Source organism: Psychrobacillus sp. NPDC096426, from assembly GCF_044762745.1.
Lineage (GTDB): Bacteria > Bacillota > Bacilli > Bacillales_A > Planococcaceae > Psychrobacillus.
In genome coordinates this window covers 176,363-202,028 of the sequence record NZ_JBIWEX010000004.1, presented here as the reverse complement: position 1 = coordinate 202,028, position 25,666 = coordinate 176,363, and the positions used below count along the sequence as shown (strand labels likewise).

General features: G+C 36.2%; 32 protein-coding genes and 1 other annotated feature. Of the genes, 27 read left to right on the top strand and 5 right to left on the bottom strand.

Features of this window, described 5'->3' with window-relative positions; translation table 11 throughout:
• The first annotated feature begins 13 nt into the window (after positions 1–13).
• The 7 genes from ACIQYS_RS05500 (at position 14) to rnz (ending at position 7,355) form a co-directional block, all read left to right on the top strand.
• Positions 14–1,126 carry a M20/M25/M40 family metallo-hydrolase gene (locus tag ACIQYS_RS05500; RefSeq protein ID WP_402975962.1) on the top strand — a complete coding sequence of 371 codons (1,113 nt, stop codon included), beginning with the start codon at positions 14–16 and terminating at the stop codon, positions 1,124–1,126.
• Between the two features lie 21 nt (positions 1,127–1,147).
• Positions 1,148–1,636: a chemotaxis protein CheW gene (locus ACIQYS_RS05495; protein WP_402975958.1), complete on the top strand. Its 489-nt coding sequence runs from the start codon at positions 1,148–1,150 to the stop codon at positions 1,634–1,636.
• A 257-nt stretch (positions 1,637–1,893) separates the two neighbouring features.
• Positions 1,894–3,138 carry a DNA polymerase IV gene (locus ACIQYS_RS05490; protein WP_402975954.1) on the top strand — a complete coding sequence of 415 codons (1,245 nt, stop codon included), beginning with the start codon at positions 1,894–1,896 and terminating at the stop codon, positions 3,136–3,138.
• A gap of 107 nt (positions 3,139–3,245) precedes the next feature.
• Positions 3,246–3,533 carry a metal-sensing transcriptional repressor gene (locus tag ACIQYS_RS05485; RefSeq protein ID WP_402976023.1) on the top strand — a complete coding sequence of 96 codons (288 nt, stop codon included), beginning with the start codon at positions 3,246–3,248 and terminating at the stop codon, positions 3,531–3,533.
• Between the two features lie 17 nt (positions 3,534–3,550).
• Entirely contained in the window at positions 3,551–3,757 is a 207-nt protein-coding gene (gene copZ, locus ACIQYS_RS05480) for a copper chaperone CopZ (protein ID WP_402975952.1), read from the top strand.
• Positions 3,758–3,840: 83 nt separating this feature from the next.
• Positions 3,841–6,258: a heavy metal translocating P-type ATPase gene (locus tag ACIQYS_RS05475; RefSeq protein ID WP_402975950.1), complete on the top strand. Its 2,418-nt coding sequence runs from the start codon at positions 3,841–3,843 to the stop codon at positions 6,256–6,258.
• A gap of 149 nt (positions 6,259–6,407) precedes the next feature.
• Positions 6,408–7,355, top strand: a complete 948-nt coding sequence (gene rnz / locus ACIQYS_RS05470) for a ribonuclease Z (RefSeq protein WP_402975948.1) — start codon at positions 6,408–6,410, stop codon at positions 7,353–7,355.
• Between the two features lie 118 nt (positions 7,356–7,473).
• On the opposite strand, the gene ACIQYS_RS05465 is transcribed toward rnz, so the two are convergent.
• Both ACIQYS_RS05465 and proC read right to left on the bottom strand, forming a co-directional pair.
• A complete protein-coding gene (locus ACIQYS_RS05465) occupies positions 7,474–7,629 on the bottom strand; it encodes a hypothetical protein (protein ID WP_402975946.1) in 156 nt (51 codons plus the stop codon).
• A 97-nt stretch (positions 7,630–7,726) separates the two neighbouring features.
• Complete coding sequence (proC, locus tag ACIQYS_RS05460) at positions 7,727–8,539, bottom strand: pyrroline-5-carboxylate reductase (RefSeq protein ID WP_402975944.1); 813 nt, start codon at positions 8,537–8,539, stop codon at positions 7,727–7,729.
• Positions 8,540–8,589: 50 nt separating this feature from the next.
• Positions 8,590–8,802 (bottom strand) — a binding site (T-box leader).
• 190 nt (positions 8,803–8,992) lie between these two features.
• Between proC and ACIQYS_RS05455 the strand changes: the two genes are divergently transcribed.
• From ACIQYS_RS05455 to ACIQYS_RS05445, 3 genes are all read left to right on the top strand, one after another.
• Positions 8,993–9,934, top strand: a complete 942-nt coding sequence (locus ACIQYS_RS05455) for an MBL fold metallo-hydrolase (protein ID WP_402975942.1) — start codon at positions 8,993–8,995, stop codon at positions 9,932–9,934.
• Entirely contained in the window at positions 9,921–10,673 is a 753-nt protein-coding gene (locus ACIQYS_RS05450; protein ID WP_402975940.1) for an SDR family NAD(P)-dependent oxidoreductase, read from the top strand. The genes ACIQYS_RS05455 and ACIQYS_RS05450 overlap by 14 nt, the downstream gene beginning before the upstream one ends.
• A 220-nt stretch (positions 10,674–10,893) precedes the next feature.
• Positions 10,894–11,976 carry an FAD-dependent monooxygenase gene (locus tag ACIQYS_RS05445; RefSeq protein ID WP_402975938.1) on the top strand — a complete coding sequence of 361 codons (1,083 nt, stop codon included), beginning with the start codon at positions 10,894–10,896 and terminating at the stop codon, positions 11,974–11,976.
• Between the two features lie 268 nt (positions 11,977–12,244).
• Here the strand turns inward: ACIQYS_RS05445 and ACIQYS_RS05440 are convergent, their stop codons facing one another.
• Positions 12,245–12,409: a Spo0E family sporulation regulatory protein-aspartic acid phosphatase gene (locus ACIQYS_RS05440; protein WP_402975936.1), complete on the bottom strand. Its 165-nt coding sequence runs from the start codon at positions 12,407–12,409 to the stop codon at positions 12,245–12,247.
• Between the two features lie 321 nt (positions 12,410–12,730).
• On the opposite strand from ACIQYS_RS05440, the gene hslO reads away from it, so the two are divergent.
• Positions 12,731–13,609, top strand: coding sequence for an Hsp33 family molecular chaperone HslO (gene hslO / locus ACIQYS_RS05435; RefSeq protein ID WP_402975934.1), 879 nt, complete (start codon positions 12,731–12,733; stop codon positions 13,607–13,609).
• 246 nt (positions 13,610–13,855) lie between these two features.
• Here hslO and ACIQYS_RS05430 read toward each other — a convergent pair whose 3' ends face one another.
• Together ACIQYS_RS05430 and ACIQYS_RS05425 are read right to left on the bottom strand one after the other, a co-directional pair.
• Positions 13,856–14,482 carry a cupin domain-containing protein gene (locus ACIQYS_RS05430; protein WP_402975932.1) on the bottom strand — a complete coding sequence of 209 codons (627 nt, stop codon included), beginning with the start codon at positions 14,480–14,482 and terminating at the stop codon, positions 13,856–13,858.
• A 94-nt stretch (positions 14,483–14,576) separates the two neighbouring features.
• Positions 14,577–14,819, bottom strand: coding sequence for a GNAT family N-acetyltransferase (locus ACIQYS_RS05425; protein WP_402975930.1), 243 nt, complete (start codon positions 14,817–14,819; stop codon positions 14,577–14,579).
• A gap of 124 nt (positions 14,820–14,943) precedes the next feature.
• On the opposite strand from ACIQYS_RS05425, the gene ACIQYS_RS05420 reads away from it, so the two are divergent.
• From ACIQYS_RS05420 to ACIQYS_RS05345, 16 genes are all read left to right on the top strand, one after another.
• Positions 14,944–15,723 (top strand): aminoglycoside phosphotransferase family protein, encoded by a 780-nt coding sequence (locus tag ACIQYS_RS05420; RefSeq protein ID WP_402975928.1) that lies wholly within the window; start codon positions 14,944–14,946, stop codon positions 15,721–15,723.
• A gap of 8 nt (positions 15,724–15,731) precedes the next feature.
• On the top strand, positions 15,732–15,926 hold the full coding sequence (locus ACIQYS_RS05415; RefSeq protein WP_402975926.1) for a hypothetical protein: 195 nt from the start codon (positions 15,732–15,734) through the stop codon (positions 15,924–15,926).
• A complete protein-coding gene (locus ACIQYS_RS05410; RefSeq protein ID WP_402975924.1) occupies positions 15,905–16,186 on the top strand; it encodes an NUDIX hydrolase in 282 nt (93 codons plus the stop codon). The genes ACIQYS_RS05415 and ACIQYS_RS05410 overlap by 22 nt, the downstream gene beginning before the upstream one ends.
• A 494-nt stretch (positions 16,187–16,680) precedes the next feature.
• Entirely contained in the window at positions 16,681–17,406 is a 726-nt protein-coding gene (locus ACIQYS_RS05405) for a DUF5694 domain-containing protein (RefSeq protein WP_402975922.1), read from the top strand.
• Positions 17,407–17,581: 175 nt separating this feature from the next.
• Positions 17,582–18,163, top strand: a complete 582-nt coding sequence (locus ACIQYS_RS05400) for a histidine phosphatase family protein (protein ID WP_402975920.1) — start codon at positions 17,582–17,584, stop codon at positions 18,161–18,163.
• Positions 18,164–18,328: 165 nt separating this feature from the next.
• On the top strand, positions 18,329–18,682 hold the full coding sequence (locus ACIQYS_RS05395) for a PadR family transcriptional regulator (RefSeq protein ID WP_402975918.1): 354 nt from the start codon (positions 18,329–18,331) through the stop codon (positions 18,680–18,682).
• Positions 18,675–19,355 carry a permease prefix domain 1-containing protein gene (locus tag ACIQYS_RS05390; protein ID WP_402975916.1) on the top strand — a complete coding sequence of 227 codons (681 nt, stop codon included), beginning with the start codon at positions 18,675–18,677 and terminating at the stop codon, positions 19,353–19,355. The genes ACIQYS_RS05395 and ACIQYS_RS05390 overlap by 8 nt, the downstream gene beginning before the upstream one ends.
• Entirely contained in the window at positions 19,345–19,896 is a 552-nt protein-coding gene (locus tag ACIQYS_RS05385; protein ID WP_402975914.1) for a DUF4825 domain-containing protein, read from the top strand. The genes ACIQYS_RS05390 and ACIQYS_RS05385 overlap by 11 nt, the downstream gene beginning before the upstream one ends.
• Before the next feature lie 330 nt (positions 19,897–20,226).
• Complete coding sequence (locus tag ACIQYS_RS05380) at positions 20,227–20,694, top strand: GNAT family N-acetyltransferase (RefSeq protein WP_402975912.1); 468 nt, start codon at positions 20,227–20,229, stop codon at positions 20,692–20,694.
• A 194-nt stretch (positions 20,695–20,888) separates the two neighbouring features.
• Complete coding sequence (locus ACIQYS_RS05375) at positions 20,889–21,380, top strand: HMG-box domain-containing protein (RefSeq protein ID WP_402975910.1); 492 nt, start codon at positions 20,889–20,891, stop codon at positions 21,378–21,380.
• A gap of 228 nt (positions 21,381–21,608) precedes the next feature.
• Positions 21,609–21,839: a hypothetical protein gene (locus ACIQYS_RS05370; protein ID WP_402975908.1), complete on the top strand. Its 231-nt coding sequence runs from the start codon at positions 21,609–21,611 to the stop codon at positions 21,837–21,839.
• Positions 21,840–21,873: 34 nt separating this feature from the next.
• Positions 21,874–22,395, top strand: a complete 522-nt coding sequence (locus ACIQYS_RS05365) for a GNAT family N-acetyltransferase (protein WP_402975906.1) — start codon at positions 21,874–21,876, stop codon at positions 22,393–22,395.
• Between the two features lie 75 nt (positions 22,396–22,470).
• On the top strand, positions 22,471–23,007 hold the full coding sequence (locus ACIQYS_RS05360; RefSeq protein WP_402975904.1) for a histidine phosphatase family protein: 537 nt from the start codon (positions 22,471–22,473) through the stop codon (positions 23,005–23,007).
• Positions 23,008–23,661: 654 nt separating this feature from the next.
• Entirely contained in the window at positions 23,662–24,129 is a 468-nt protein-coding gene (locus tag ACIQYS_RS05355) for a GNAT family N-acetyltransferase (RefSeq protein WP_402975902.1), read from the top strand.
• Positions 24,130–24,334: 205 nt separating this feature from the next.
• Positions 24,335–24,874 (top strand): 2'-5' RNA ligase family protein, encoded by a 540-nt coding sequence (locus ACIQYS_RS05350; RefSeq protein ID WP_402975900.1) that lies wholly within the window; start codon positions 24,335–24,337, stop codon positions 24,872–24,874.
• A gap of 179 nt (positions 24,875–25,053) precedes the next feature.
• Positions 25,054–25,614 (top strand): DEAD/DEAH box helicase family protein, encoded by a 561-nt coding sequence (locus ACIQYS_RS05345; protein ID WP_402975898.1) that lies wholly within the window; start codon positions 25,054–25,056, stop codon positions 25,612–25,614.
• The last annotated feature ends 52 nt before the right edge of the window (positions 25,615–25,666 follow it).

The following is a 25,666-nucleotide window of genomic DNA, read 5'->3' as shown; positions in this document are numbered from 1 at the left end:
GGAGTCTAACAACATGAACCGTTTAATAGAAGAATTTTTTGAATTAGTAAAAATAGATTCCGAAACAAAACATGAGGAAGTAATCGCACCGATTTTAAAAAATAAATTAGAGCAATTAGGTTTTTCTGTAATCGAAGACGATTCTGCAGAACGAACTGGACATGGTGCAGGTAATTTAATCGCAACTTTAAAAGGAACTAAAGCAGATACAGATGCGATTTATTTCACTGTTCATATGGATACAGTTGTTCCTGGTAAAGGAATCCAACCAATACTTAAAGAGGATGGCTATATATATTCGGACGGAACGACTATTTTAGGAGCAGATGATAAAGCAGGTATTGCTGCGTTATTCGAAGCCATTCGTCGTTTGAACGAGCAGAAGCTCCCGCACGGTGATATCCAAGTCGTGATTACGGTTGGGGAAGAAAGTGGATTAGTGGGTGCGAAAGAAATGGATCCTACGCTACTTACGGCTAAATACGGCTATGCGATTGATAGTGATGGTCCAGTTGGTGGGATCGTTACTGCAGCTCCGTTCCAGTCCAAACTGTGGACAACCATTACTGGAAAAACAGCCCATGCAGGAGTAGCACCTGAAAAAGGTATTTCTGCTATTACATTAGCATCTAAAGCAATTTCTGCGATGAAGCTAGGTCGAATCGACTCAGAAACTACAGCAAATATTGGACGCTTTGAAGGTGGACAAGCAACGAATATCGTATGCGATGAAGTGCATATTTTATCGGAAGCACGTTCGATAAATCAAGAAAAATTAGAGGCTCAAGTGGCGCATATGGTAGCAACCTTCGCAGAAACCGCGGAAAAACTAGGTGGTACGGCAAATACGGTAACAGAATTAATGTATCCCGGCTTCCATTTTGAAGAAGATCACGAAGTCGTACAAGTAGCAAAAAAAGCGGTTGAAAAAATTGGCCGTACTGCCGATATAAAAAGAAGCGGCGGAGGTAGTGATGCAAATGTATTTGCAGGATTTGGTGTCCCAACAGTTATATTATCTGTAGGTTATGAAGAAATTCATACGACAAATGAACGTATGCCGGTAAAAGAGCTAGAAAAATTGGCTGATCTTCTTGTGGAGATCGTACAAGTAGCAGCAGAATAATTACACAGGAGGTGCCTTTCATTGTCTAGTGAAAAAGTAGTTGTCTTTCAATGTGGAGACGAAGATTATGCAGTTCCGATTGAACATGTCGTATCGATCGAAAAATTAGAACAAGTGAATCCGATCCCGCATTTACCGAATTACTTAATCGGATTAATGAAAATCCGTGGTGAACTTGTCCCTATTATCGATTTTGAAGAAATCTTATATCATCGTAGTGGGGTAAAATTCGAGAACGCTCGTGTCGTGACGATGCATACACAAGATATGTCTATTGGAATTCTAGTGAAGGAAGCAAAAGAAATTCTTGATATCGCTTCGGAAGACTTAAAGCAAATAGGATTAGTAAATTATACAAAGACGCAATATTTTACTGCAGTCGCAAACTTAGAAAACCGCATGATTACAATTGTCGATCCATCCATTTTAGTTCGCTCATTAGAAGGAATTAAAGATATTCAATCGTATTTAGAAAATGTGAAGAAGGAAGAATTAGGTAGCTTATTATAGCTATCTTTTTTTTATACGCAGAATTTGTGAAAAATAGGGAAAGGGCAACTAGTTCTGTAGCGAAAGCAACTAGCTAATCGTCGAGAGCAACCGATTAGAAGTAAAAGCAACCAAACAGTTAACTAGAGCAACCAATTGACTTACGTAAGTTAGTAAATGCAATTTATGTAAGATTCGAGCGGAACGGTCTATCCGTTTATAGCTTAAATGTCGCCAAAATTGCTATAATAGAATAACACAAAGTGGAGGTGAGGTACGTGCAGCGTAAGGCAAGGATTATATTTCATCTAGATATGAATAGCTTTTATGCTTCTGTCGAGCAAGCGCACGATCCTTCACTGAAAGGAAAAGCGATTGCAGTTGCCGGGGATCCGAAACAAAGACGGGGAATTCTAGTCACCTGTTCCTACGAGGCTCGCGCAAAAGGTGTGTATACGACCATGTCTGTGTGGGAAGCGAAGCGAAAATGTCCGGAGCTAATATTAATCCCACCGAATTTTGAGCGATACCGTGCTGCATCGAAAGCGATGTTTGATATATTGCGTTCTTATACGCCACTTGTAGAGCCGGTGTCCATTGACGAAGGATATATGGACGTGAGTGACGTGGAGATGGGACAAGATGCGGTCGCTTTTGCTCAATCTATTCAGCAGCGAATTATTCGGGAACTGGATTTGCCGAGTTCGATCGGAATAGCTCCAAATAAATTTTTAGCGAAGACCGCATCGAATATGAAAAAACCAATGGGTATTACGGTTTTACGTAAACGAGAAGTGGCGGAAAAGCTTTGGCCACTTCCTGTTATCGAAATGCACGGTGTCGGAGAAAGCACGTCCAAAAAGTTTGCAGAATTTGGTATACATACGATTGGAGACTTGGCAAATGCCGCTCCTGGTCTTCTAAAAGAGAAACTGGGGAAAGTAGGAATGCGACTTTCCGAGCGTGCAAATGGCATCGACAATCGGGCAGTCGACCCTGAATCTGTTTTCGATACAAAAAGTGTTGGAAACTCTACAACACTTCCTTATGATGTAACAGATGTGGAGGAAATTGAAAAAGTATTAAGCCTACTTTCGAAAAAAGTCGCTGCTCGACTAGAGTCTAAAAATTTGGCTGGTCGATCAATTACAATTCATATTCGGGACGCTAATTGGAAAAATAAAACACGAAGCAAAACAGTGACGAATCGACTTTTTGAAGAAAAAGAAATATATCAGCTTGCGACAAAATTGTTCCATGCAACGTGGAAAGAAGAACCAATCCGATTACTCGGTGTTACAGTGAACAATGTGTACGATAAAGGGGAATCCGTAGAGCAGCTATCTATATTTAATTTTGAAAAGCATGCAAAAGAAGAACCTATTTTAAAACTTGTTGAACAAATACAAACTAAGTTTGGAAAAGATACGATTAAACGGGGAATAAAAGTTAAAAAGAAACCTTCGTTAGAATCTAAAACGAGTTTTAGTAAAGACTTTTTGGATGATCATGAAAAAAAATAAACAAAATCTTTTTACTTTACATACCCCTTGAGGGTATTGTATGCTGAAATAGATAGGAGGTTGGACGTTTGGATAATATAAGTGAAGAACATACTATCGCATCTGACATGTCTTGTCGAAAAAGTCATCACCCTGAATTTGTAAAAAAAGATTTAACGAATCGCTTAAACCGCATAGAAGGCCAAATTCGTGGTATCAAAGGAATGGTAGATAAAGACGTCTATTGTGATGATATAATTACCCAACTTTCCGCAACTCAATCTGCTTTGAATAGTGTGGCAAAAGTTCTTTTACAAGGACATTTGAAAGGCTGTGTAGTAGATAGATTAGCTGAAGGCGACGATGAAGTACTGGATGAATTATTAGTTACGATACAAAAATTAATGAGAAAATAAAAGGAGTAATGATCGAAATGGAAAATATAACATTGAATGTACAAGGAATGTCTTGTGGTCACTGTGTAAGTTCTGTTGAAGGTAGTGTAGGAAAATTAAAAGGTGTAGAACAAGTAAAAGTTCATTTAGATGCAGGAAAAGTGGATGTTTCATTTGATAACGAAAAAGTAACACTAGCTGAGATTAAAGAAACAATTGATGATCAAGGATACGATGTAAAATAAGTCAGTAAGAGTGCTGTTTTAGCACTCTCTTTCTTTCAACTTTAGATACCCCCTAATGGTATATAAAAAGAGGTGAAAATTAAATGAGCAATGAGCTTAAAGAAACAAGTCTCCAAATTAAAGGAATGACTTGCGCGGCCTGTGCAACAAGAATAGAAAAAGGATTAACTAAAATGGATGGTGTAGAAGAAGCAAATGTGAACCTGGCTCTTGAAAAGTCTTTAATCAAATACAATCCTGAAAAGTTGAGTGAACAAGACTTTGAAAAGAAAATTCAAGATCTTGGGTATGGGGTTGCGAAAGAGAAAAAAGAGTTTGCCGTTACGGGGATGACTTGTGCGGCATGTGCAACGAGAATTGAAAAAGGTCTTAACAAAATGGAAGGCGTAACCATTGCATATGTCAATTTAGCACTTGAAAATGCAACTGTAGAATATAATCCTTCTCAAGTTTCCGTTGGAGATATTATCGAGAAGGTTGAGAAATTAGGTTACGGGGCACACAACAAAAATAACGAAAATGATACGATGGATTACCGTGAGCTAGTCATACAAAAGCAAAAAAGAAAATTTATCATCGCCGCAATTTTATCGGTTCCATTATTGTGGACAATGGTTGGTCATTTTTCGTTTACTTCATTTATTTATATGCCAGAAATACTCATGAACCCATGGGTGCAAATGGTGCTTTCGACCCCAGTTCAATTTATCATTGGTGGACAGTTTTATGTGAGTGCTTATAAAGCGCTTCGAAATGGTAGCGCTAATATGGATGTCCTCGTCGTAATGGGAACATCCGCTGCTTATTTTTATAGTGTATATCAAGTAATCGTTACTATAGGTGAGCATCATCCAGCGCAACTGTATTTTGAAACTAGCAGCGTTTTAATCACCCTTATTATTTTGGGAAAACTTTTTGAGGCGAAAGCAAAAGGTCGTTCTTCAGCAGCGATCAAAAAACTTATGGGGCTTCAAGCGAAAACTGCGTTAGTTGTTAGAAATGATGCCGAAATAGAAATTCCCATAGAAGAAGTAATTACGGGAGATACGATTTTAGTAAAACCAGGTGAAAAAATTCCAGTGGACGGAGAAGTAGTAGAAGGGTACACGAGTGTCGATGAATCGATGCTAACAGGAGAAAGTATCCCAGTAGAAAAAACAATGGAAGATTTCGTTTTTGGTTCCACAATCAATCAAAATGGCTTTCTAAAAATGAAAGCAACAAAAGTTGGAAAAAATACTTCTCTCGCGCAAATTATTAAAGTGGTAGAAGAGGCACAAGGCTCTAAAGCACCTATTCAAAGAATGGCCGACAAAATCTCTGGTGTTTTTGTACCGATTGTCATTGGTATTGCGGTTATCACCTTTTTTGTTTGGATCATTTGGGTAAATCCAGGAGAATTTACACCGGCACTAGAAGCATTGATTGCAGTGCTTGTTATCGCTTGTCCTTGTGCATTAGGACTTGCTACACCCACTTCTATAATGGCTGGATCTGGTCGTTCCGCAGAGTTCGGTATCTTGTTTAAAGGTGGCGAACATTTGGAGACGACCCACCATATTGATACGGTCATTGTGGATAAAACAGGAACCGTTACAAATGGTAAGCCAGAATTGACGGATGTTATTGTTGCTCAAGGTGTAAAGGAAGAGGAATTCCTCTCACTCATTGGAGCAGCGGAAAAACAATCGGAACATCCACTTGCGGAAGCAATTGTACAAGGAATTCAAAATAAGGGGATATCCCTTCGTGAAGTACAACACTTTGAAGCGGTCCCGGGTTATGGGGTTAAAACAATCGTTGATCAAAAGGATGTTCTTGTCGGAACTAGAAGGCTGATGAATCAACACAATATTAACATTTCTAATATCCTACCAGTGATGGAAGCGTTAGAAGCGAATGGGAAAACGGCCATGTTAGCAAGTATCGATGGGGAATATGCGGGACTCCTTGCAGTAGCAGATACGATAAAGGAAACATCCAAAAAAGCAATTAAACGATTAAAAGAAATGAATATCGATGTCATTATGATGACGGGGGATAATGATCGTACTGCAACGGCAATCGGTAAAGAAGTTGGAATCGACCATGTTATAGCAGAAGTTCTTCCAGAAGGGAAATCGGATGAGGTTAAAAAGCTTCAGGCTTCTGGTAAGAAGGTGGCAATGGTCGGAGATGGTATTAATGACGCACCTGCGCTTGCAGTCGCTGATATCGGTATGGCAATTGGAACAGGCACAGATGTCGCAATGGAAGCAGCGGATATTACGTTGATTCGTGGAGACTTGAATAGTATTGCGGATGCAATCATTATGAGTCATAAAACAATGCGAAATATTAAGCAAAATCTTTTTTGGGCTTTTGCGTATAACGCGCTAGGTATCCCGATTGCAGCAGTAGGACTATTAGCTCCGTGGGTAGCTGGTGCTGCAATGGCATTTAGTTCTGTGTCTGTTGTATTGAATGCTTTACGATTACAAAGAGTGAAACTAGAGAAATAAATTTAGAAACTTGGCATACTTCAGTGGGAAATTTCCCCAACAAGTATGAACCACCCAAATAGTATGACTGAAATATTTTAAAAATCTTCCCTCATGCTATACTAGCAACATAGAAAATTTTTCGAAAATCGACGAAAGCAGGTAAACGAATGCAACTATTATTTTTAGGTACCGGTGCAGGAATGCCTTCCAAACAGCGCAATACGACTGCCACTGTTTTAAAATTACTTGATGAACGTGGAACATTTTGGATGTTTGACTGTGGGGAGGCAACGCAACATCAAATTCTACATACAACGCTGAAACCGCGTAAATTAGAGAAGTTATTTATCACACATCTTCACGGAGATCATATATACGGACTGCCTGGTTTACTAGGCTCTCGTTCCTTTTTAGGTGGGGATGAACCACTTACGATTTATGGGCCAGTCGGTATTAAAGCGTGGATTGAATTGACACTTGCTACATCGAAAACACATATTAAATATGAATTGAACATTATAGAAATCGAAGAAGGTACTATTTTTGAAGATGATCAGTTTATCGTCGAAGCAAAATTGTTGGAGCATGTGATTCCTTGTTTTGGGTATAAAGTGATGCAAAAACCACTCCCCCCTGAATTATTGATTGAAAAAACAGATGCCTTTGGTGTTCCAAGAGGTCCTTTGTTGAGACAGTTAAAAGAAGGGCATGACGTAGAGCTAGCAGATGGTCGTATCGTTAAGAGCTTTGAAGTGACTGGGAAACCAAAAGAAGGTTTCCAAGTAACTATTTTAGGCGATACGAAATTTTGCAAGAATTCGATTTTATTAAGTAAGGGATCTGATATTGTCGTACATGAAGGTACTTTTGATTTAGAAACGGCTGAACTTGCGGGTTTATATGGGCATTCGACCATTGTAGATGCTGCAAATGTATGTAAAGAAGCAGATGCAAAGCATTTGATCGTGAATCATATAAGTGCTAGGTTCATGCCATCCGATATTAAAGAGATGATTACTCAAGTTGCACATTATGATTTTCCTATTTATATAGCGCATGATTTTACTGAATATGATTGGGCAAATGGTCAATTAAGAAAGATTCCGAGTGAATAGTGATCACTCGGAATTTTTTCAATTCTATTCCGACAGTAACGATTTTATTTGGTCATAAAATCATTTATCTAGCACATTATTTATTATCCGTTCAGAAACTCAAAAACTCTGAAATTCTTTACTTTTTCTCAATGATGACTAAGCTAAGCGTTGCGATAGGACCGATTACTAATGAAAGTAGGAACCAATTCAATCCGCTTCTATTTTTTCCCTGTGCAATTCCTGCGTTGATGAGGGCAAGTGTACCCCAACCAACAAAGTATGAATTATCCATACAGTCTTCACGCCCTTCTAGTTGTTTGGATGCTTATGGGTTCCATTTAGTCGCTCTCCCATGCAAATTGGTTTCCCTCTTACAGTATCTCCCACTTTTACTCGTATTGCTTTCCGAGAACACGCGATTTGCTTTGGGCTGCGTCGATACAGGCAAATATTGCTTCATTTACTTTATGCTGAACTAGTTGTTCAACACCAGCTTCTGTTGTGCCACCTGGACTTGTTACTTTTCTTCGCAATTCAGATGGCTCTACATCTCCTTTTTTCAGCATTTGTGCAGCACCTTCCATCGTTTGGATAAACAATTGACGTGCATCTCCCAAAGACAAACCGTGCCGTGCAGCTGCTGCTTCGAACTGTTCTGCAAAATAGTATAAGTAAGCAGGGCCGCTTCCAGCGAGTGCCGTCACGACATGTAAATCTTCTTCGTCAACTACTTTTACGGAACCAATTGCTTCTAGTATATGGATAATTTCAAGTTTTGAACGTTCCGACACGAGTTCATTCCAACATACTGCAGAAGCACTTAAACCAACTGCTGCAGAAGTGTTTGGCATAACCCTTGCAATTGGTCGTGATCCTAAGTGGGTTGCGATTGTTTGAATAGATACACCTGCAATAACAGAGATGATCGTTGTATCTCCATTTAGATAAGATGCTATTTCACCAAATGCATCTATTGCATCTTTAGGTTTCATTGCCAAAACGACGATGTCCGCTTCCATTAAAGCCTTTCTTTCAGCACAAACAATTTGTACATTATAGGAGATTTGCAAGTGCTCTAACTGTTCGACATCTGATTTATTCATCACATGAATATGTGCAGGAGAAACTTTTTCTTCTTTCGTCAAGCCATTTATAATTGCCTCAGCCATTGCCCCAGCTCCGACAAATACGATCTTCGACATGAACAATCCACTCCTTTTTGTAAATATAAAAAAGCGCTTCCGTCCCTATAAATAAGGACGAAAACGCTTGTCTCCGCGGTACCACCTAAATTTGCCGAAAAAATCGGCACAACTTAATCCTCCTTATCGCGGGAGGCACGACTATGTTTGCATAGTAGCTCCGAAGTAGGTTCGACATATGAGCGGGAGGTGAAACTTGCAGCGGATCATTTCACTCTCTTGTACTCCATCATATATGTACTATTCTTCATCTTGGCTTTTATTTTCTGAATTAATGAAATTATATGTGTGTTCTTATAAAAAGTCAACTTATCTTTTGTTCCATATGACTTTATACTCTATACAACTGACACTTAAAGGAGTGGACCTCTTAGAGCTAAATTCTGTGACGTCTCATGGAAAAAGCTGTACAATGGAATGAATAACCATTCAGAACAAAGGGGAACTGAGAAAATGATACATAAAATTAGTGTACCAACACCATTTGCGGTAGGAGATGTTAATTCGTATTTATTAAAAGGTGACGCATTAACGTTAGTAGATGTGGGACCGAAAACAGAAGAAGCACTTGTATCACTCAAAAAGGGGATTCAAGAAGCAGGCTACGCATTATCAGATATAGAGCAAGTACTGCTTACGCACCATCACCCGGATCATTCCGGTTGGGTGGATGCATTTGAAAAAGCAACCGTCCTAGGTCATGCTTATAACCAGCCTTGGTTAACGAAAGACAAAGATTTTTTCCAATATCACGATGAATTTTACTTACAAAGTTTAATAGAAGAAGGAGTGCCAGAAGACTATTTACGCTGGATAGAAAAAATGAAAAGACCACTCCACTTTATAGGAAACCGTCCAGTTGATAATATCCTAAAAGATGGAGATATACTCCCTGGTCATCCTGAATTTACTGTACTGGAAACTTTAGGCCATGCGCAAAGTCATCTATCGTTTTGGTCAGAAAAAGAGAAAGTACTAATCGGTGGAGATCTAATTATAGACAAAATTTCATCCAACCCATTAATTGAACCACCGTTAAATAAAGGAAAACGTGCCAAATCAATGTTACAATATAATGCGTCATTGAAAAGAATTCAATCGCTCCCAGTAGAAAAGATATATAGTGGACATGGAGAAGAAGTCTATAACGTGTATGATCTTCTTACGATGAGACTTGAAAAGCAAAGAGAACGGGCTATGAAGGTTTTAGACATGATGAAAGATGGAGAGAAAACAATCTTTGAACTTACGCAAGAGCTATTTCCAAAAGTGTATGAAAAAGAACTTGGATTAACCCTCTCGGAAACAATAGGTCAAGTCGATTATTTAATGGATAACGAGTATATTACGGAGCAGCGAAATGAAAAAGGAATCTTACTGTATGGGCAAGCATAAGAAAATATGTATTACCGGCGCTACTAGTGGCGTCGGGCTTTTGCTTGCAAAAAAGCTGCAAACGGATGGACATGAAGTTTGGGCCACAGGACGTAATGTAGAGGTTTTAGAAAAATTAGCTGAAACCGGCATATATACGATACAAGCAGATTTATCAGTAGACCAATCTTTTGAAGGCTTATTCCAACAGATAGGTACGCCAGACATAGTTGTACTTTGCGCCGGTGTTGGTACATTCGATTATCTGACCGATTTAGAAGAAAAAGAGATGGATCAGATGATGAAAGTGAATGTTCTTGCTCCGATGAAGATTACTAAATACTTTGCAACGAAAATGAAAAAAAGAAGAAGCGGTCATTTCATTTTTGTTGCTTCTCAAGCGGGGAAAGTGGCTACACCAAAAGCATCCGTTTATGCAGCTTCCAAGCATGCAATACTCGGGTTTGCAAATGCCGTTAGAATGGAGCTGAAAGAAAATAACATTCAAGTGACAACGATTAATCCTGGACCAATCGATACACCATTTCTAGATATTGCAGATCAAACTGGAAATTATCGCCGGAGTATGAGCAAACATCTCCTATCTCCTGAAATAGTGGTCTCCGCAATTTTAAAAGTCATTAAACATCCAGTTCGTGAAGTAGATTTGCCCTCTTATATGAGCATAACAAGTAAACTTTATGCGGTTTTTCCGAAAGCAGTTGAAACACTTGGGAAAGGATTTTTTACAAAAAAGTAGGGGGAATTCACTAACTTAGAGACTACAGTGTGGACGGAGAATTACTTGTTGAAAGTTATTTACATGTCTAAATTTTTTCCTAAGCGACAATTCAAATAAGACCACTAAATTGACTATAGATGATTGTGATTATATACTTACTTACGTTATGTAAGTTATAATGGTATTGTAAAATGGTTTATTGGAGAATTTTTGGTTTTCCAAAGCAGGAGGATATGAAGTGAAATATAAAGTAGACGTATGTATCGTTGGAGCTGGGCCAGGAGGGGCACTGCTTGGGTATTTACTAGCAAAGAAAAATGTTTCCGTTATGCTTTTAGAACAACATCAAGCTATTGGAAAGGCATTCCGTGGCGAGCATTTAAACGAAGAAGGCGAAGCGATTTTAAAGAAATACGGTCTCTTTGAGGACGTTGAACAAGCAGGTTTGCTTCGCATGGAAAAATTGGAATATTGGCATGCAGGAAAACCCTTTAAAACTATTTTACCCGATTCTAAAGTTGGGCATTTAGGCATCCATGTACCACAAGTGCATTTGTTAACTGTGTTATTACAGGCAGCTCAAAAATACCCTAGTTTTACATCTATGATGAATACAAAAGTAGTTGAGCTGATAAAAGAGGAATCAGGCAGCTATTGTGGAGTCAAAGCATTAACAGATAAGCAAGAAATACTGATTGAGTGTGGGATTATTATCGGAGCAGATGGTCGATATTCAACCGTACGAAAAAAAGCGGAAATTGATGTAACCATTCGGAAGCATGGTTTTGATTTACTTTGGGCTAGAATTCCTGCACCGGATGATTGGGAGCCTTCTATTAGAATGGCACTTATTGGAGATAAGCAGTTATCTCTTTTTACTCAAGCGATGGGCTTTATACAAATAGGTTGGAATATCGAAGAAGGTTCATTTCCTAAGTTGCGAAAGCAGCCGTTTACACCGTTTATTGAGCAATTAATCGAAGCATTTCCACAGTTGGAAAAAAGCGTTCGTCAACATATTCAATCGTGGCGGGATTTTGTCTTGTTAGATGTATATAGTTCTACGAGTGAGAGTTGGGGTAGAGACGGCGTTGCATTAATCGGTGATGCAGTGCATACGATGACGCCAACAGGTGCTTTCGGCTTAAATAGCTCCTTAAAGGATGCAGACTGCTTGGCAGCGCTTATTGATAAAGACTATATAAAACAACTTGATCTCATGGATTGTGCAACAAAAAGGAAAAAAGAAATTGAAAAATTACAAGCGATTCAAGTGGAGAAAGAACAGACTTTTGCTTCCCAATTTGTCGTATTTGCTTAATAGAAAAAATAATAACGTAGCTTCATACTAACTGAGGAGATCTTTAGTAGCTAAAAGTATGGAGGTGCGTTATTTTAGTTCGCCTGAAAAAGAGATATATCTTCCGATATAAAATATTTTTCAATGTTTTTTTGGTTTCTAGTGAATACACCCATAATTCATTGGAATTTTCTTCAAATGCAACTCACTTAAATTGTTTGTATATCCTTAAAGTAAAAATAAAACCGACTACGTTTCGAGGAAAGTAGATCGGTTTTTGTATGTAAATCTAAGAAGCTATTTTTTGATACTTATTTAGTAATATATCTAGTTCTTGGCTACACTCTACAACTGCAGGATGTGTAAATCCATAGTTTTTCGCTTTCCTGTACATGATTTTTCTTTTTAATGCAATTTGAAACAATAACGCTTTTTCATCTAATAAATTTAACACGGTATTTCCTCCAAACAATATTTTAGATATTAAATAAATATCCGTTTTTTGTGGTTTCCAAACCAACTTTTACATTGTATAACATGAAAAGTGCAAATATTGTCGCATGGTGGAAAAAAACGATAAGTTCACAAAGACGTCACAATTTGAACGTATATTTTATAAAACAAGCAAAAATGAATCGTAATGGCTATAATAAATAATGTGGAATACATTGACTTTTTGGTGAGAGTTCTATCTATTTACTTATCAAGGATTTTGCTTTATCGTAGTAGCATGTAAATAGTCAGTCTTTTCAACATATATAAAAGGAGAAAAAATATGAATGATTATGTAGTAAAAGCAATTGCACTTCAAGATCAAGTTCGTGCTTATGCAATTCGCTCAACTGAAACAGTTAGTGAAGCGCAGCGGCGTCATAATACTCTTCCAACTTCGTCTGTAGCTCTCGGACGTTCTATGACGGCAGGGGCCATCCTAGGAGCTATGATGAAAGGCGAAGAAAAACTAACGATTAAAATTGACGGCGGCGGTCCAATCGGGACTATTCTTGTCGACGCAAACGCAAAAGGGGAGGTGCGTGGCTACGTATCATATCCACAAACACATTTTGAGCTGACAGAGTCTGGTAAATTAGATGTTAAACGTGCGGTTGGAACGAGTGGGACCCTTTCAGTTTCGAAGGACGTCGGGATGAGTCAGCCATTCGTTGGTCAAGTTCCCATTGAAACAGGAGAAATTGGAGAAGATTTTACATCGTATATTATGAATTCGGAGCAGACTCCTTCTTCTGTTGGTGTAGGTGTGCTTGTAAATACGGACGATACGATTCAAGCTGCTGGAGGTTTTATTATCCAATTATTGCCGGGCACTTCTGAGGAAACGATTCAATTTGTGGAAGACCGATTGCAACAAATTCCTTCTATTTCTTCGATGGTGAAAGACGGTCTCACACCAGAAAAAATGTTAGAACAAGTGCTTGGCGCGGAAAATGTAAGTATTCTCGAAACAATGCCGATTCACTTTCAATGCCAATGCTCAAGAGAACGTATAGCTAGTGCTATTATTAGTCTAGGTTCGGCAGAAATTCAAGATATGATTGAAGAAGATGGGCAAGCAGAAGCTCAGTGCCATTTTTGTAATGAGTATTATTTATTTACCAAAGATGATTTGGAACAATTATTAGAGGAAACAATATAAGAAAATTATTGGACTGTTTTGATGTTTATTCATCAGACAGTCTTTTTTTTGGACATGAATTAGCGTTCAGGGAAGGATTATTTAGTAATGTGGAGAATATTACTAACATACGAGATACGCCAGCACCAGCTACGGGGCTAATCATGCTGGCACACTCATGAGTTATCCGTTTTATTTATCATTTATTTATTTCATTAACGACGCCTTGCAAAGTAGTTCAGAGCGAAATTTTGGACGATGTGTCAACTAATCGGATGGAGTATATTGTTGCATTGGATACCCCTGATTTCCGAGAGGATGTATATAATTAGGAAAGTCTTGCAAGGTACTTCGATGTGTGTCGCGACAATATTTCGGTGGACCGATATAAGTTGAGGCTGTAATAGGTTCAATTGCTTTTTTCCATTGATTTTCGTCCATGCAATAAGTGTGTGCCATAACGTTCGATGGTGTTAGCTTTAATATATCGGATCCAAGAATTACTTCAGGTGTTGGGGCATTAAAGATAGCAAGTACATGTGTCCGATCCTCTGTAGCCATTTGGTAATGCCACCAGCCTTGCGGAATATTCGCTACTTGGCCAGGAGTAATTGTGTAATGTTGGTATTGCTTCGTAAACGGATTCAAAATAGAAACAGCCATTGCGCCAGAGATACAATATACTAGTTCGGAAGCATTTGGATGGTAATGTGGTTCAATATTGTTGTTTGTACATAGAAAAATATCAATTAACGATAAATTGTCCAGTGTATTAAGCTGTTCGATTCCTAAAATATTCATAAAGTTATAATTATCTTTTTTAAAGAAAAGGTTTTTATTGACATCAAAAGTGAACTGGGTGGATGGGGAAGTGTAGTCAATTGGCATATCCATAGCTTAACCTGCCTTTTCCGATTGTAATGTGTTTGTGGGCACATTCTTTCCATGATATGTGTTCAATCAAATTATTGTGCAATTCGTCTATGAATTAAAGACGTTTTTTCATGAGGAAGTTTGTCAGTGTTATCCCTTTTCGATCGACATAGTCGATAGAAGTACTAGTATAGCCACGATTTTCAAAAAACGGTTTCGCTGTAACACTTGCGTATGCTTGTACTTCCTGCATACTTAAAAACAACGCTTCGGATTCAAGTGTCTGAAGTAATGCAGAAGCAATACCCACCCCTTGAAAGTCTTGATGAACATAAAGTCTGTACAGTAAACCATTCATATTTTCACCTCTTCATCTTCTCTAACAATTGCTTTGTTTCTTTAACTATTCTATTACTTACATGAGGATTAGGGACTATTTAGGGAACTTGAAAAATACTAAAACTAAAAATTGGGAGATATTTATGAACAAACAAAAAAACTTAATCATATTCAATCAATTTGAAACAATAGTAGGAAAAATACATTCTATTTCATATCCAAATAGGCAAGGCGCTACTTCTGAAGTAGCATTCTTCCACACGGATAGTGGACAATTTGTATGTAAAAACGCTAAAACTTCCAAGTATAGAGAATGGCTCTCAACAGAAGCGCAAGTAATGAAAAGGTTAAATGAAGAAACGGCACTGCCGATTCCAACTATTTACGAATTCGTTGAAGAAGAGAACGTGAGCCATTTACTTATGAGTCTTGAAAAAGGAGTCACCTTAAGAGATGCACTCCAACAAGCCGATTCAGAAGAAAGATGCTCCCTTTTTGAAAGTTTTGGGGAACTTTTAAAGCAATTGCATGAAACAATGCCACCCCAATCGTGGACTACAGATAAAACTTGGTTGGAAAATCAATTAGAAAAAGCGACCTATAATTTAAAAAATTATCAAGTAGATAGGGATCAAATATTACTGGATAATTTAAAAAAGCATAAACCAACTGCAACAAAACAAACGTTAATCCATGGTGATTGTACTATTGATAATGTCCTGGTTTCAAATGGAAAAGTACATACTTTCATAGATTTAGCTGGAGCAGCTTATGGCGATCCACGCTATGATATCGCATTAGCCTTACGTTCCGTTCGAAATAATGCAGTAATGTTGAAAGCTTTTTATAAGGGGTATGAACGTCAGGTTATTACGGAAGATGAATTTGACTATTTTGATGGGGGCTTATATGAGTTTTTCTAACTCACTCAATGGGGTATCCAAGAGCCAAATCACTAGGTTTACTAGTTGAAGACAATAAAATTCTTCTAGAAGAACAACAAGCGAAGTGGATTTCATTGGAAGATATTTTGAATGAACGTAATATACTTTATCCGAATGGATCAAGAGAATTAATGCTAGCAGAATGGAAGGAGCGATTAGGATGCACAGTTGGAAAACGTTAAATACAAGTTATGTTTTTAAAACACCATTCGGAAATTTACGAAAAGATGAGTGTGAACTTCCAAATGGACAAAAAATTGAAAATTATTATGTCAATGAGTATGCTGACTGGGTAAATGCTATTGTTCTCACAAAAGAGAATAAGATTGTATTAGTCGAACAGTATCGATATGCAGCACAAGACTTCTTTTTAGAAATACCTGCTGGTAAACCTGAGGGAAATGAAGCGTATGAAAATGCAATTTTAAGAGAAGTAAGGTAAGAAACAGGCTTTATTACGGAAAAGAAGCCAATATTATTAGGTGAGTTTTATGTTAATCCAGCAACACAAACGAATAAAGTAGTGACCTTTCTAATTTTAGATGCTTATAAGGAATTTGACCAAGAATTAGATCCTACGGAATTTATTGATGTTCATTTGGTCGATTTAAATGACATGGAACTAATGATTACTAACGGAGAGATAAATCAATTATTTACCGCAAGTGCATACTATATGTCTAAATCATTTTTTACTAAATGATTACAGGAATTGGTGATAGTTATGAAAACTTTTTTGAAAATAGTAGGTATTTTATTTTTCTTTATGATTATGTCAGGGGCATGTTATTTATTATTAAATCTATCCATGAAATCTAGCATCTTCGTTGGGTATTTATGGTGAATTGATTTAAAACAAGAAAATACGAACTGATTTGTGAAAAAAGTTGATGGAGGACTATCCTGGTCAGTTTTGTTGGAATAGGAGAGCTAGCTATGCATAATCAAAAACCAAAGATATTAATAGTTGGAATGTTTCATATGGGAGCCAACACAGATATGATTCAAACTGACATTGGGAATGTTATAGTGTCGGAAGTTGAGCAAGTGATCCAGAAACTAAAGGCATTCAAGCCGAACCGAGTTGCAGTAGAAGTACTTAAGGAGAAAGATGCTGAATTAAATGAAGCTTATCAGCAATACATCAACAATTCATTAGAATTAGGAAAAAGTGAAGTATATCAAATTGGTTTTCGACTTAGTGCCGAGATGGGAAATGAAAAAATATATCCTATCGATTGGATGGGCGATATTGGGCAAAGAAGCATTGGAGAAGTGCTGGAATGGGCAAAAACTAATCAACCCCAACAATATCGACTAATTACCGAGGAGTATATTCCAAAGTTAATAGCTCAATCAAGTGGATTAACGATTCTTGAAAAGTTGGTAAATATAAACCAACAAGAAAGGTTACAATTTGACCATGAACTATATATGCAAGTTGCGCGTATCGGAGAGGGTACCGACTATATCGGGATAGATTGGATGAGATGGTGGTACCAACGAAACTTGATTATTTATTCAAATCTTTCAAGATTAGTACATGACTCAAACGATCGTATCCTGTTACTTATTGGAGCAGCACATGTACATTTAGTTAGCCAATTTCTTGAAGAAAGTAGGCTTGTTGAAGTAGAGTCTGCATGGCACTATTTACAATAAAGGAGATGTAAATATGCTGCAATAGTCAGAAGGAGTGATGACCGTGGAAAATGTTAGTCGAATTATAAAAAGATATAGAAGAAAAGAGCAGCGTGATAATAAGTAACTATCGGTCAAAGAGGATAAGAAATTATATGGTAACTGTTTTGATATCAATATAACTGGAGGAGATGAAATGACTACACTTGGACTAATAAGACATGGCATTACAGAATGGAATGAACTTAGCAGAGCACAAGGAATTTCAGATATCCCTTTAAATCATATAGGAATAAAGCAAGCACAAGCATTGGCAAACAGACTTTCCCTGGCGAGGAATTGGGACATTATTGTATCGAGTGATTTAGCACGCGCTAAAGAAACTGCACAAATAATATCGGAGAAATTAGAGTTGCCTATTCATATTTTCGACGAAAGAATTCGTGAAATTAATTGTGGAGAAATAGAAGGTACAACAGAAGATGAACGGATACAAAAGTGGGGAAGTAATTGGAGAGAATTGGATTTAGGTATGGAGAAAATGGAAGATGTATCTAAAAGAGGTTCTGAATTTTTAGAAGAAGCTGTAATTAAGTATATACATAAACGCATTTTAGTAGTAAGTCATGGCGCATTAATTGGCCTTACATTGCAACGCTTGCTGCCGGAAAAGTTCCCAAGTACATATATTGATAATACATCCATAACCATCCTTGAAAATATCGAAAAAAATTGGGATTGTATACTGTATAACTGCACTAACCATTTAGAGGACTAGATTTAGCAGAACCTTACAATTTTTACCTTTATTAAATATGAAAATAATATAAACAATGAACCAACTCTTCATCTGAAGGGTTGGTTTTGTCATTATTACTCCTTTAGATATATTACATTGACACACATAGTAATATGTTATACGCTGTAATTAGAGGTGATGATGATGGCTGAAAATGAAGTTAGTGCCGACTTGATCCGTGGAAATATCGACACGATTATTTTGCGTGTTTTAAAAAGTGGAGACAATTACGGATATGAAATTATGAAAGCCATATCTGAAGGAAGTTCTGGCGAGTACATTTTAAAAGAACCCACACTGTATAGTAGCTTAAAAAGACTTGAAAAAGCCGATTTAGTAAAGGCGTATTGGGGCGATCAATCACAAGGGGGGCGTAGAAAATACTATACGCTAACCGATGAAGGGAATATTGTATTGGCGGAAAACTTGTTGGCTTGGAATAGAGCGAAAGAACTGATTGATCGGCTAGTTCAAGATAGGAGTGAGAATGATGAATGAAGTTAGAGAACATGTTGATAAAATGTTTGCTAAGTATCCTAAAACAGATGAGACCCGAGAATTAAAAGAAGAGGTAATTGGGAATTTAGAAGCAGAAATCGAGGACTTACAAAGTAATGGGGTATCATTCGATGAAGCTTTTCGAATTAGTATAGGAAAGATGGAGAAGTTGGATGAACTAATAGACGGAGTAAAAACGGTACGGATTAGTAATATTCTTACAGAAATGATGCAATGGACGCTTATATACACACTAATTGCGTGGATTCTGACCATTCCTTTAAGTGTATTTCATTCGGTTAGAAGTACTTCGTGGATTCTTTTTATTATTATAACTATTCTAGGTGTAATTTATCTGATTCTATATTCTATTAAAGGAATTCTTCAAAAGTATATTATGAATATTAATCTTTTCAAAATTGACAGATGGAAGAAATTTATATGGATCATCTGGTTTTTATTTATTCTTATCAAATGGGGAATGGTTACAGCGATAACTTTTGGAAGCAATATATGGTTTTGGCGTCCAATTTCTATTAATGGACCGTATGAGTTTGCTGGAATCAGTTTGATGTACGCAGTTCCACTAATAACTATTATCATTCCGCTTCTAATGAGTAGGTTGAAAAAAATAATTGATAGAGAAGATAAGGATAATTCAGATGAAAGATAAATTGATAGCTTGTTTATTTATAGTGGGTCTTATTATGTTCGCGTGGATGCAAATCGTTTATTTTCCAGGTCAGGAAAAACTTCAGGAAGAAGCGAGCTTAAAGCAGTTGAATCCTGAAACTCATGATTTTAATAAAGTACTTAAATATGAAAATCTTTATATGGGAAATGCAGGTAATAATATCAATCTGTTTGGCAATTTACCATTAACGCAGCATCAAGGAACATTTGAAATGGATTCCGATCAGTTTCTGCTTATTATTAATTACACCTCTTTAGAAGGTGAATCTGAACGAACAGTACAACAATCGGTCATTTATAACACGACAGCAGCTTTTGTTCTCATAAAAAATTTACAGCAAATCGAGATGCGTTTTCCAGATGAGTCATTTATAGTTCAGCGTGGAAATGTAGAGAAATGGTTTGGCAGTGATTTATCAGATTTAACTGATCCTATACAATTCAAAGAGAAAGTCCAAGAACCCTTGAAGAAGAACAATTTAAAAGAATGGTTGGCAACATATACAGGGCAGACGAAATAAGATTATGGAAAAAACTATATGATTTAACAATATACTAAAAGACCAAATTTTATTGGTCTTTTTTTAATCAGTAGCTTTATTATTTTTTAAGATATATTTTTATCTGTATGTAATTTCAGAATAATGGAACTCTTCAAATGTAAAAACGTATGTATAATATAGAATTATTTAGAAATAGGCATTTTGTAAAAGAATATAGGAGGATAACCTAAAAAGACTTATCTAGGAGCTGAATTGTTGTGAGTAGTAGTTTTAGTGTGGGAGATGCATTTGTGAAAAAAATGGACGATCTGAAGGAACAAATAAATATATTAGAAAGGGAAAGAAATAATGGAAATTAGACTTGCTGTGAAAAAAGATATTGTCCAGTTAATTAAAATGAGATGGGATTTCACTATGGAGGATTATGAAGAAAAACCGTTTGAAGATAGTGATTTTGAAGCATTTCAATTGGAATGCCAGACATTTTTAGAATCTGCTATCGATAGTGAAGACTGGTTTATTTGGATCGCTGAAGACGAAGGAAGAATACTGTCTCATATTTACATAGAATTAATACAAAAAGTACCACGACCCGGCAGAATAACTTTTCCGTTTGCATTTATGACAAATGTCTACACAGTCCAGGATTCTAGAAACAAGGGTATTGGAAGCAAATTGATCACAACCATCAATGAATGGGCCAAAAATAGGAAATATGAATTCATTATCGTTTGGCCGAGTGATGATAGCATTGAATACTATAAGAGGAATGGGTACATTCATTGTAAAGAGCCTATGGAATATTTTCCTTCTTAGAAGAATTTGAGGTGAGTGGAAAAGCTCAACTTATGTAGGGGACATAAGAGTGTTTTTTTATCTTAAACTGGGATACTCCAAAATTTTCTTTTATAAAGGAAAAGAGTTTTCAACTAATAGAAATTTAGTTTGGTAAGGTTTACTTAATGCAAAGATTCTCTTAATAGGTAGGATTAAATAGGGAGCTGACACAAATGAAAAAGTGGTTATCACTCATTTTATGTACTTTGTTACTCGTAACTATCACTGCTTGTAATACGATAGCGGAGCCAAATATTACTGTGGTAGCACAAATTTCACAGTTAAGTGATGAAGAATATGGATCTGTTGGAACAAGTGGTTTAGAAAATCCAAATAAAGATGATTTTAGAAAATTCTCGTTAAATTTTGATGCAGAAAATTTAAATGGCTTAAAATCTAGGTTAATTGAAATTCCAAATAATTGGAGAAATCTTATCAATTTTGATAAAGACAGATATTGGTATGGTAGTGGGGAAGAGCAAGATAATAAGGACGAAAGTTTTGCACATTACAAATATGAATTCGTATTCTATTCGAATGGATTGAGTGATGAGGATATAAGAAAGGCTTTTGACTCAGCAATTATTACAGTTTCTTGGGTTACAAAAGAAGGAGAAAACGCAATAATTGAATATGTAATTGGAGATTTAATCGCATTTAATTGAATTAACCATTCCTTTCAAGTGAAGGAATAGAAAAAAGAATATAAGTAAGTGGGCATGAAAAATAGTGGTGTTTTTCTTGAATATGGTGTTAAGTACCTAATTTTGCACAGCAATTTTTAAAAAGGGCTGATGAAATAAACAATCATACGGAAATAGAAATTACCCTTTATGAACCGAAAAGTAACGAGGACCATATAGAAGGTAGGTATTATGTTGGGATATTAGTTGATGGTACTTTATATGAGATTCCAGCCGGCATGGAATATATCGAGATTACAGGATTATATCAACGTCAGGGGGAAAATAACTAATGTAGAAGATCTTCATTCCAAATTATCAAAATGGGGAGAACTACAAGGTTACAAAAGAAACTTAGAATCTTATATTCTTGAAACATATCATCCAATTGAAAACAGGGAGGCAGAAGTAGAGATATACTTACCAATCCACCGTAACTAATCAATTGTTTTATAATCAGATAAGGAGGAAAATGATGTTTCCAGATAACCTTGAAAGTTTTGAAATTAAAATTGCTTCAAGCGAAGATGCCTCTAGAATAATCGAAATGTTAAAACAGATAGCTGTATGGATGAAGGATAATGAAATAAACCAGTGGCGATTTCTTTTAGATGGCGGTGATGACGAGGAAATTGAACAAGCAATATCCAATCGAGAAACGTATATCGTCTTAGGAGATGATGCAATAGTAGCCACATTCACACTTTTATGTAAACAAAGTGAGTGGGATAAACATATTTGGGGGGATGATTTCACAACCAATTCTCTTTATTTACATCGCCTTGCACTTATTCCCTCTTATATGAGAAAAGGATTAGGCAGCAGTTTATTAATCTGGATACAAAACAATATTAGCAGCGACAAAGAGTATATCAAACTAGATTGTGTTGCAGACAATATAAAGCTAAATGCCTTTTATAAGATTAATAACTTTGAACTTATTGGATTGAAAGATGGACATAATAAATATCACAAAAGTATAAGAAAAGAGATTTAGAAGTCTTACTCTAAGTGCGGAATTATCTCGAACAACCGAAATCGTATTAGTATAACGAATGAGGAGAACGAATCAATGATATATGTGATTAGGCATGGACAAACGGATTTGAATAAAGAAGGAAGAATGCAAGGTAGGTCGGGCTTGCCATTAAATGACTATGGTATAAAACAAGCGGAGTCTTTGAGGGAAAAACTTAGAAATACAACATTTGATTATGTATTTTCTTCACCTCAAGAAAGAGCTATCCAAACAGCAGAAATAGCAACGGGGTTAAAAGTGAAAATTGATACAAGATTGGACGTTTTTGACATAGGAGAGGCTGATAGATTAAAAAAAAAGGATGTAAAAGTGGCAGGGGTAATACCAGATCCTAGTGTCTATAAAGGTGTTGAAAATGTCGGTAGTTATATTAAAAGAGTTTTTAGCTTCATGCATGAGCTGGAAGTTTCATATGGCAATAAAGAATTAAACATTTTATTATCAGGACACCGATGCACAACTGGTTGTATAGGTGCCTATTTTGAAGGAATTCTAGAAGACGGGAATATTTTAAATTTGTCTTCTGATAATGGGGAGTATAAAGTCTATCATTTTAGTGTGATTCACTAATAGAATTATACAATACTAAAAATTTATCAGGTCAAACGACTCGAATTAATTAACGGAGTATTCTGTCGAAATAGGTAACTAAGGTAATTATATGAGTTGAGAGAAGGTAATTACGTGGAAGTGTTTGGAGAAAGAATTGATGATCTTGTATATAATATAAGGTTGCTACGCAGTAATTTTTAATCAGAAATGTGATAAGGTCCTTACTGTTCAAACAAATACGGAGAGTTGTTTTTTGCCTGCTGGTGGGATTGAAGATGATGAGTAACATAAAGAATGTCTAAAAAGAGAGATTAAAGAAAAAACAGGTTATGAAGTAATAATAGGCTCTTTTATTGGGTATGCGATAAGGTAATTTCAGACACGTAATAATGAGCAAATATTAAGTAACGGTCACTTTTATTTGGCCACAATGGGGAAAAAACTACAGGAGTCGGTGGAGGATGACTACATTTAAAATGGATACGTATTGGGAGCAGTGAGGAACTTTTATTCCATGAACATCAAGTTTGGGCGGTAAAAAGAAGGTTTAAAGATAGCAAATAATGAATAACTTTGTTTTATTGGACTGGAGTTTATTGAAGGTGGTTCTTGTGTAGTGTGTAACGAAGATTTCTACAATTGGTTCAATTAACTTCATAATGGGGGTTTGATATGAATTTTTTTATAGAAAATATGAATGAGGAAATAGCTAAAGAGATATTATGCTGGAAATATGAACAGCCATATGATTTTTACAATCATGAACTGACAGATGAATCTATCAAGGAAATTTTAGATGGTTCTTACTATGCAATAGTTGATCATTATAAAGCAGTAGTAGGATTTTTTTGCATTGGAAAGTCTGCTCAAGTTCCAAGTGGAAACCGGTTTGGCGTATATACAGATGACTTTCCAGATATGGGGTTAGGCATGAATCCGAAACTTGTAGGAAAAGGGAATGGTTTAGAGTTTTGCTCATTTATATTGATGTATATTCAAGAAAAATATAATGGTATTCCAATTCGATTAACTGTAGCAAAGTTCAATAAGCGAGCTATTCATTTATATGAAAAGCTTGGCTTTGTTAGGAGAAACGAATTTACGACTGATTTTGCAGATTTTATAATTATGATTAAGTGAGATTTAAACAATCTGTAGGAGAAAAGGGTGGAAAGTGATCCGTTTATAGAAAAGATAAAGTTATTGATGCAAATGCATTCGAAAAAGGATTGCTCGGTGGAGACATGCCTGAGGGGAGGAACCACGTGTTACTTGGGCTGTTCTAGAGGACTGGGAAACTCCTAAAGGGCGGCCTTATTCATAGAAAAATAGAGGGTGAAGAAATATGTATGGAATAATTGCGTTGTTTGATGAACAGACCGAGCAAATGATTACAGATATATGGAAAGAGTTAAAAGAAAAATCGATTTCTTATTATGCATATGAAGTAGAAAACCGAAGACCACATATCACTTTGGCGAGTTACAACAAAATATACAAAAACGAGTATATGAAATTAATGGATGAATTTTATAATGACAAACAAGCTATTGATATTACATTTAATGCAATTGGCTCATTTTTGAATTCGGGAACATTGTTTTTTTCACCAACTGTTACGGAAGAATTATTTGAGTTTCATGCTAATCATCACAGGAATTTTCAGCAATTTAATGATGATCCTAATTCATTTTATTTGCCGAATAGCTGGATACCTCATTGTACTATAGCAAATAGATTATCTTCTGAAAAATTACTAGAGGCATTTGATTGTTGTTCGAAAAGAAATGACATTATATATGGAAAGATAAAAGAGGTGGCCATTATAAAAGTATCTAGCAGTAATTATGCTCCGATTATTTATTCAAAAGAATTAACAAAGTAGTAAAAGGAAATGAAAGGAGCCATGGGAAGGACTTATTTAAAAATGAATGGTTGACACAGCATCCGCAACTCTCTGAAATCAAAAATATGATAGATAATAGTAACGTAGTGATCGGATTAATAAATAGCGAAACAGAAGAATTAGTAGGCTTGCAACATCAATCCTGTGGAGGAAATGAAATGGAAAAATTTGTTTTTGTATTTGGACCACAAGCTGTTGGGAAAATGACAATTGGACAAGAACTAACTAATATAACAGAGTTAAAGCTTTTTCATAACCATATGACCATTGATTTATTAGAACCTTTATACGGATTTACTCCTGAAATGTGGCGTCTAACACAATTATTTCGAAGAGAAATATTTCATTCCTTTTCCCAAAGTGAACAATATGGTCTTATATTCACTAAAATATGGTACTTCGATAAAAAAGAAGACTGGGAAGAGATTGAATACATATGTAATATTTTTAGCTCGCAAGGGGTAGAGATTTATTTCGTTGAATTGGAAGCGGATGTAGAAGAAAGGCTTGTTCGAAATAAAACAACTCATCGGCTAGAACATAAACCTACTAAGCGAAATGTCGAACAATCCGAACAACATTTACTTAGTACATTAGAAAATAGAAGGTTAAATTCGTTTGAAGGTGAGATTAAAACAAAAAACTACTTACGAATCAACAATACGAACTTGGATGCAATGGAAGTCGCTCGTATGATAAAGGAAGAATTTAATTTATAGATGAGGAATATGAGCTATTTTTTTGTTGCTGGATTTCAACTGACAAGTTATT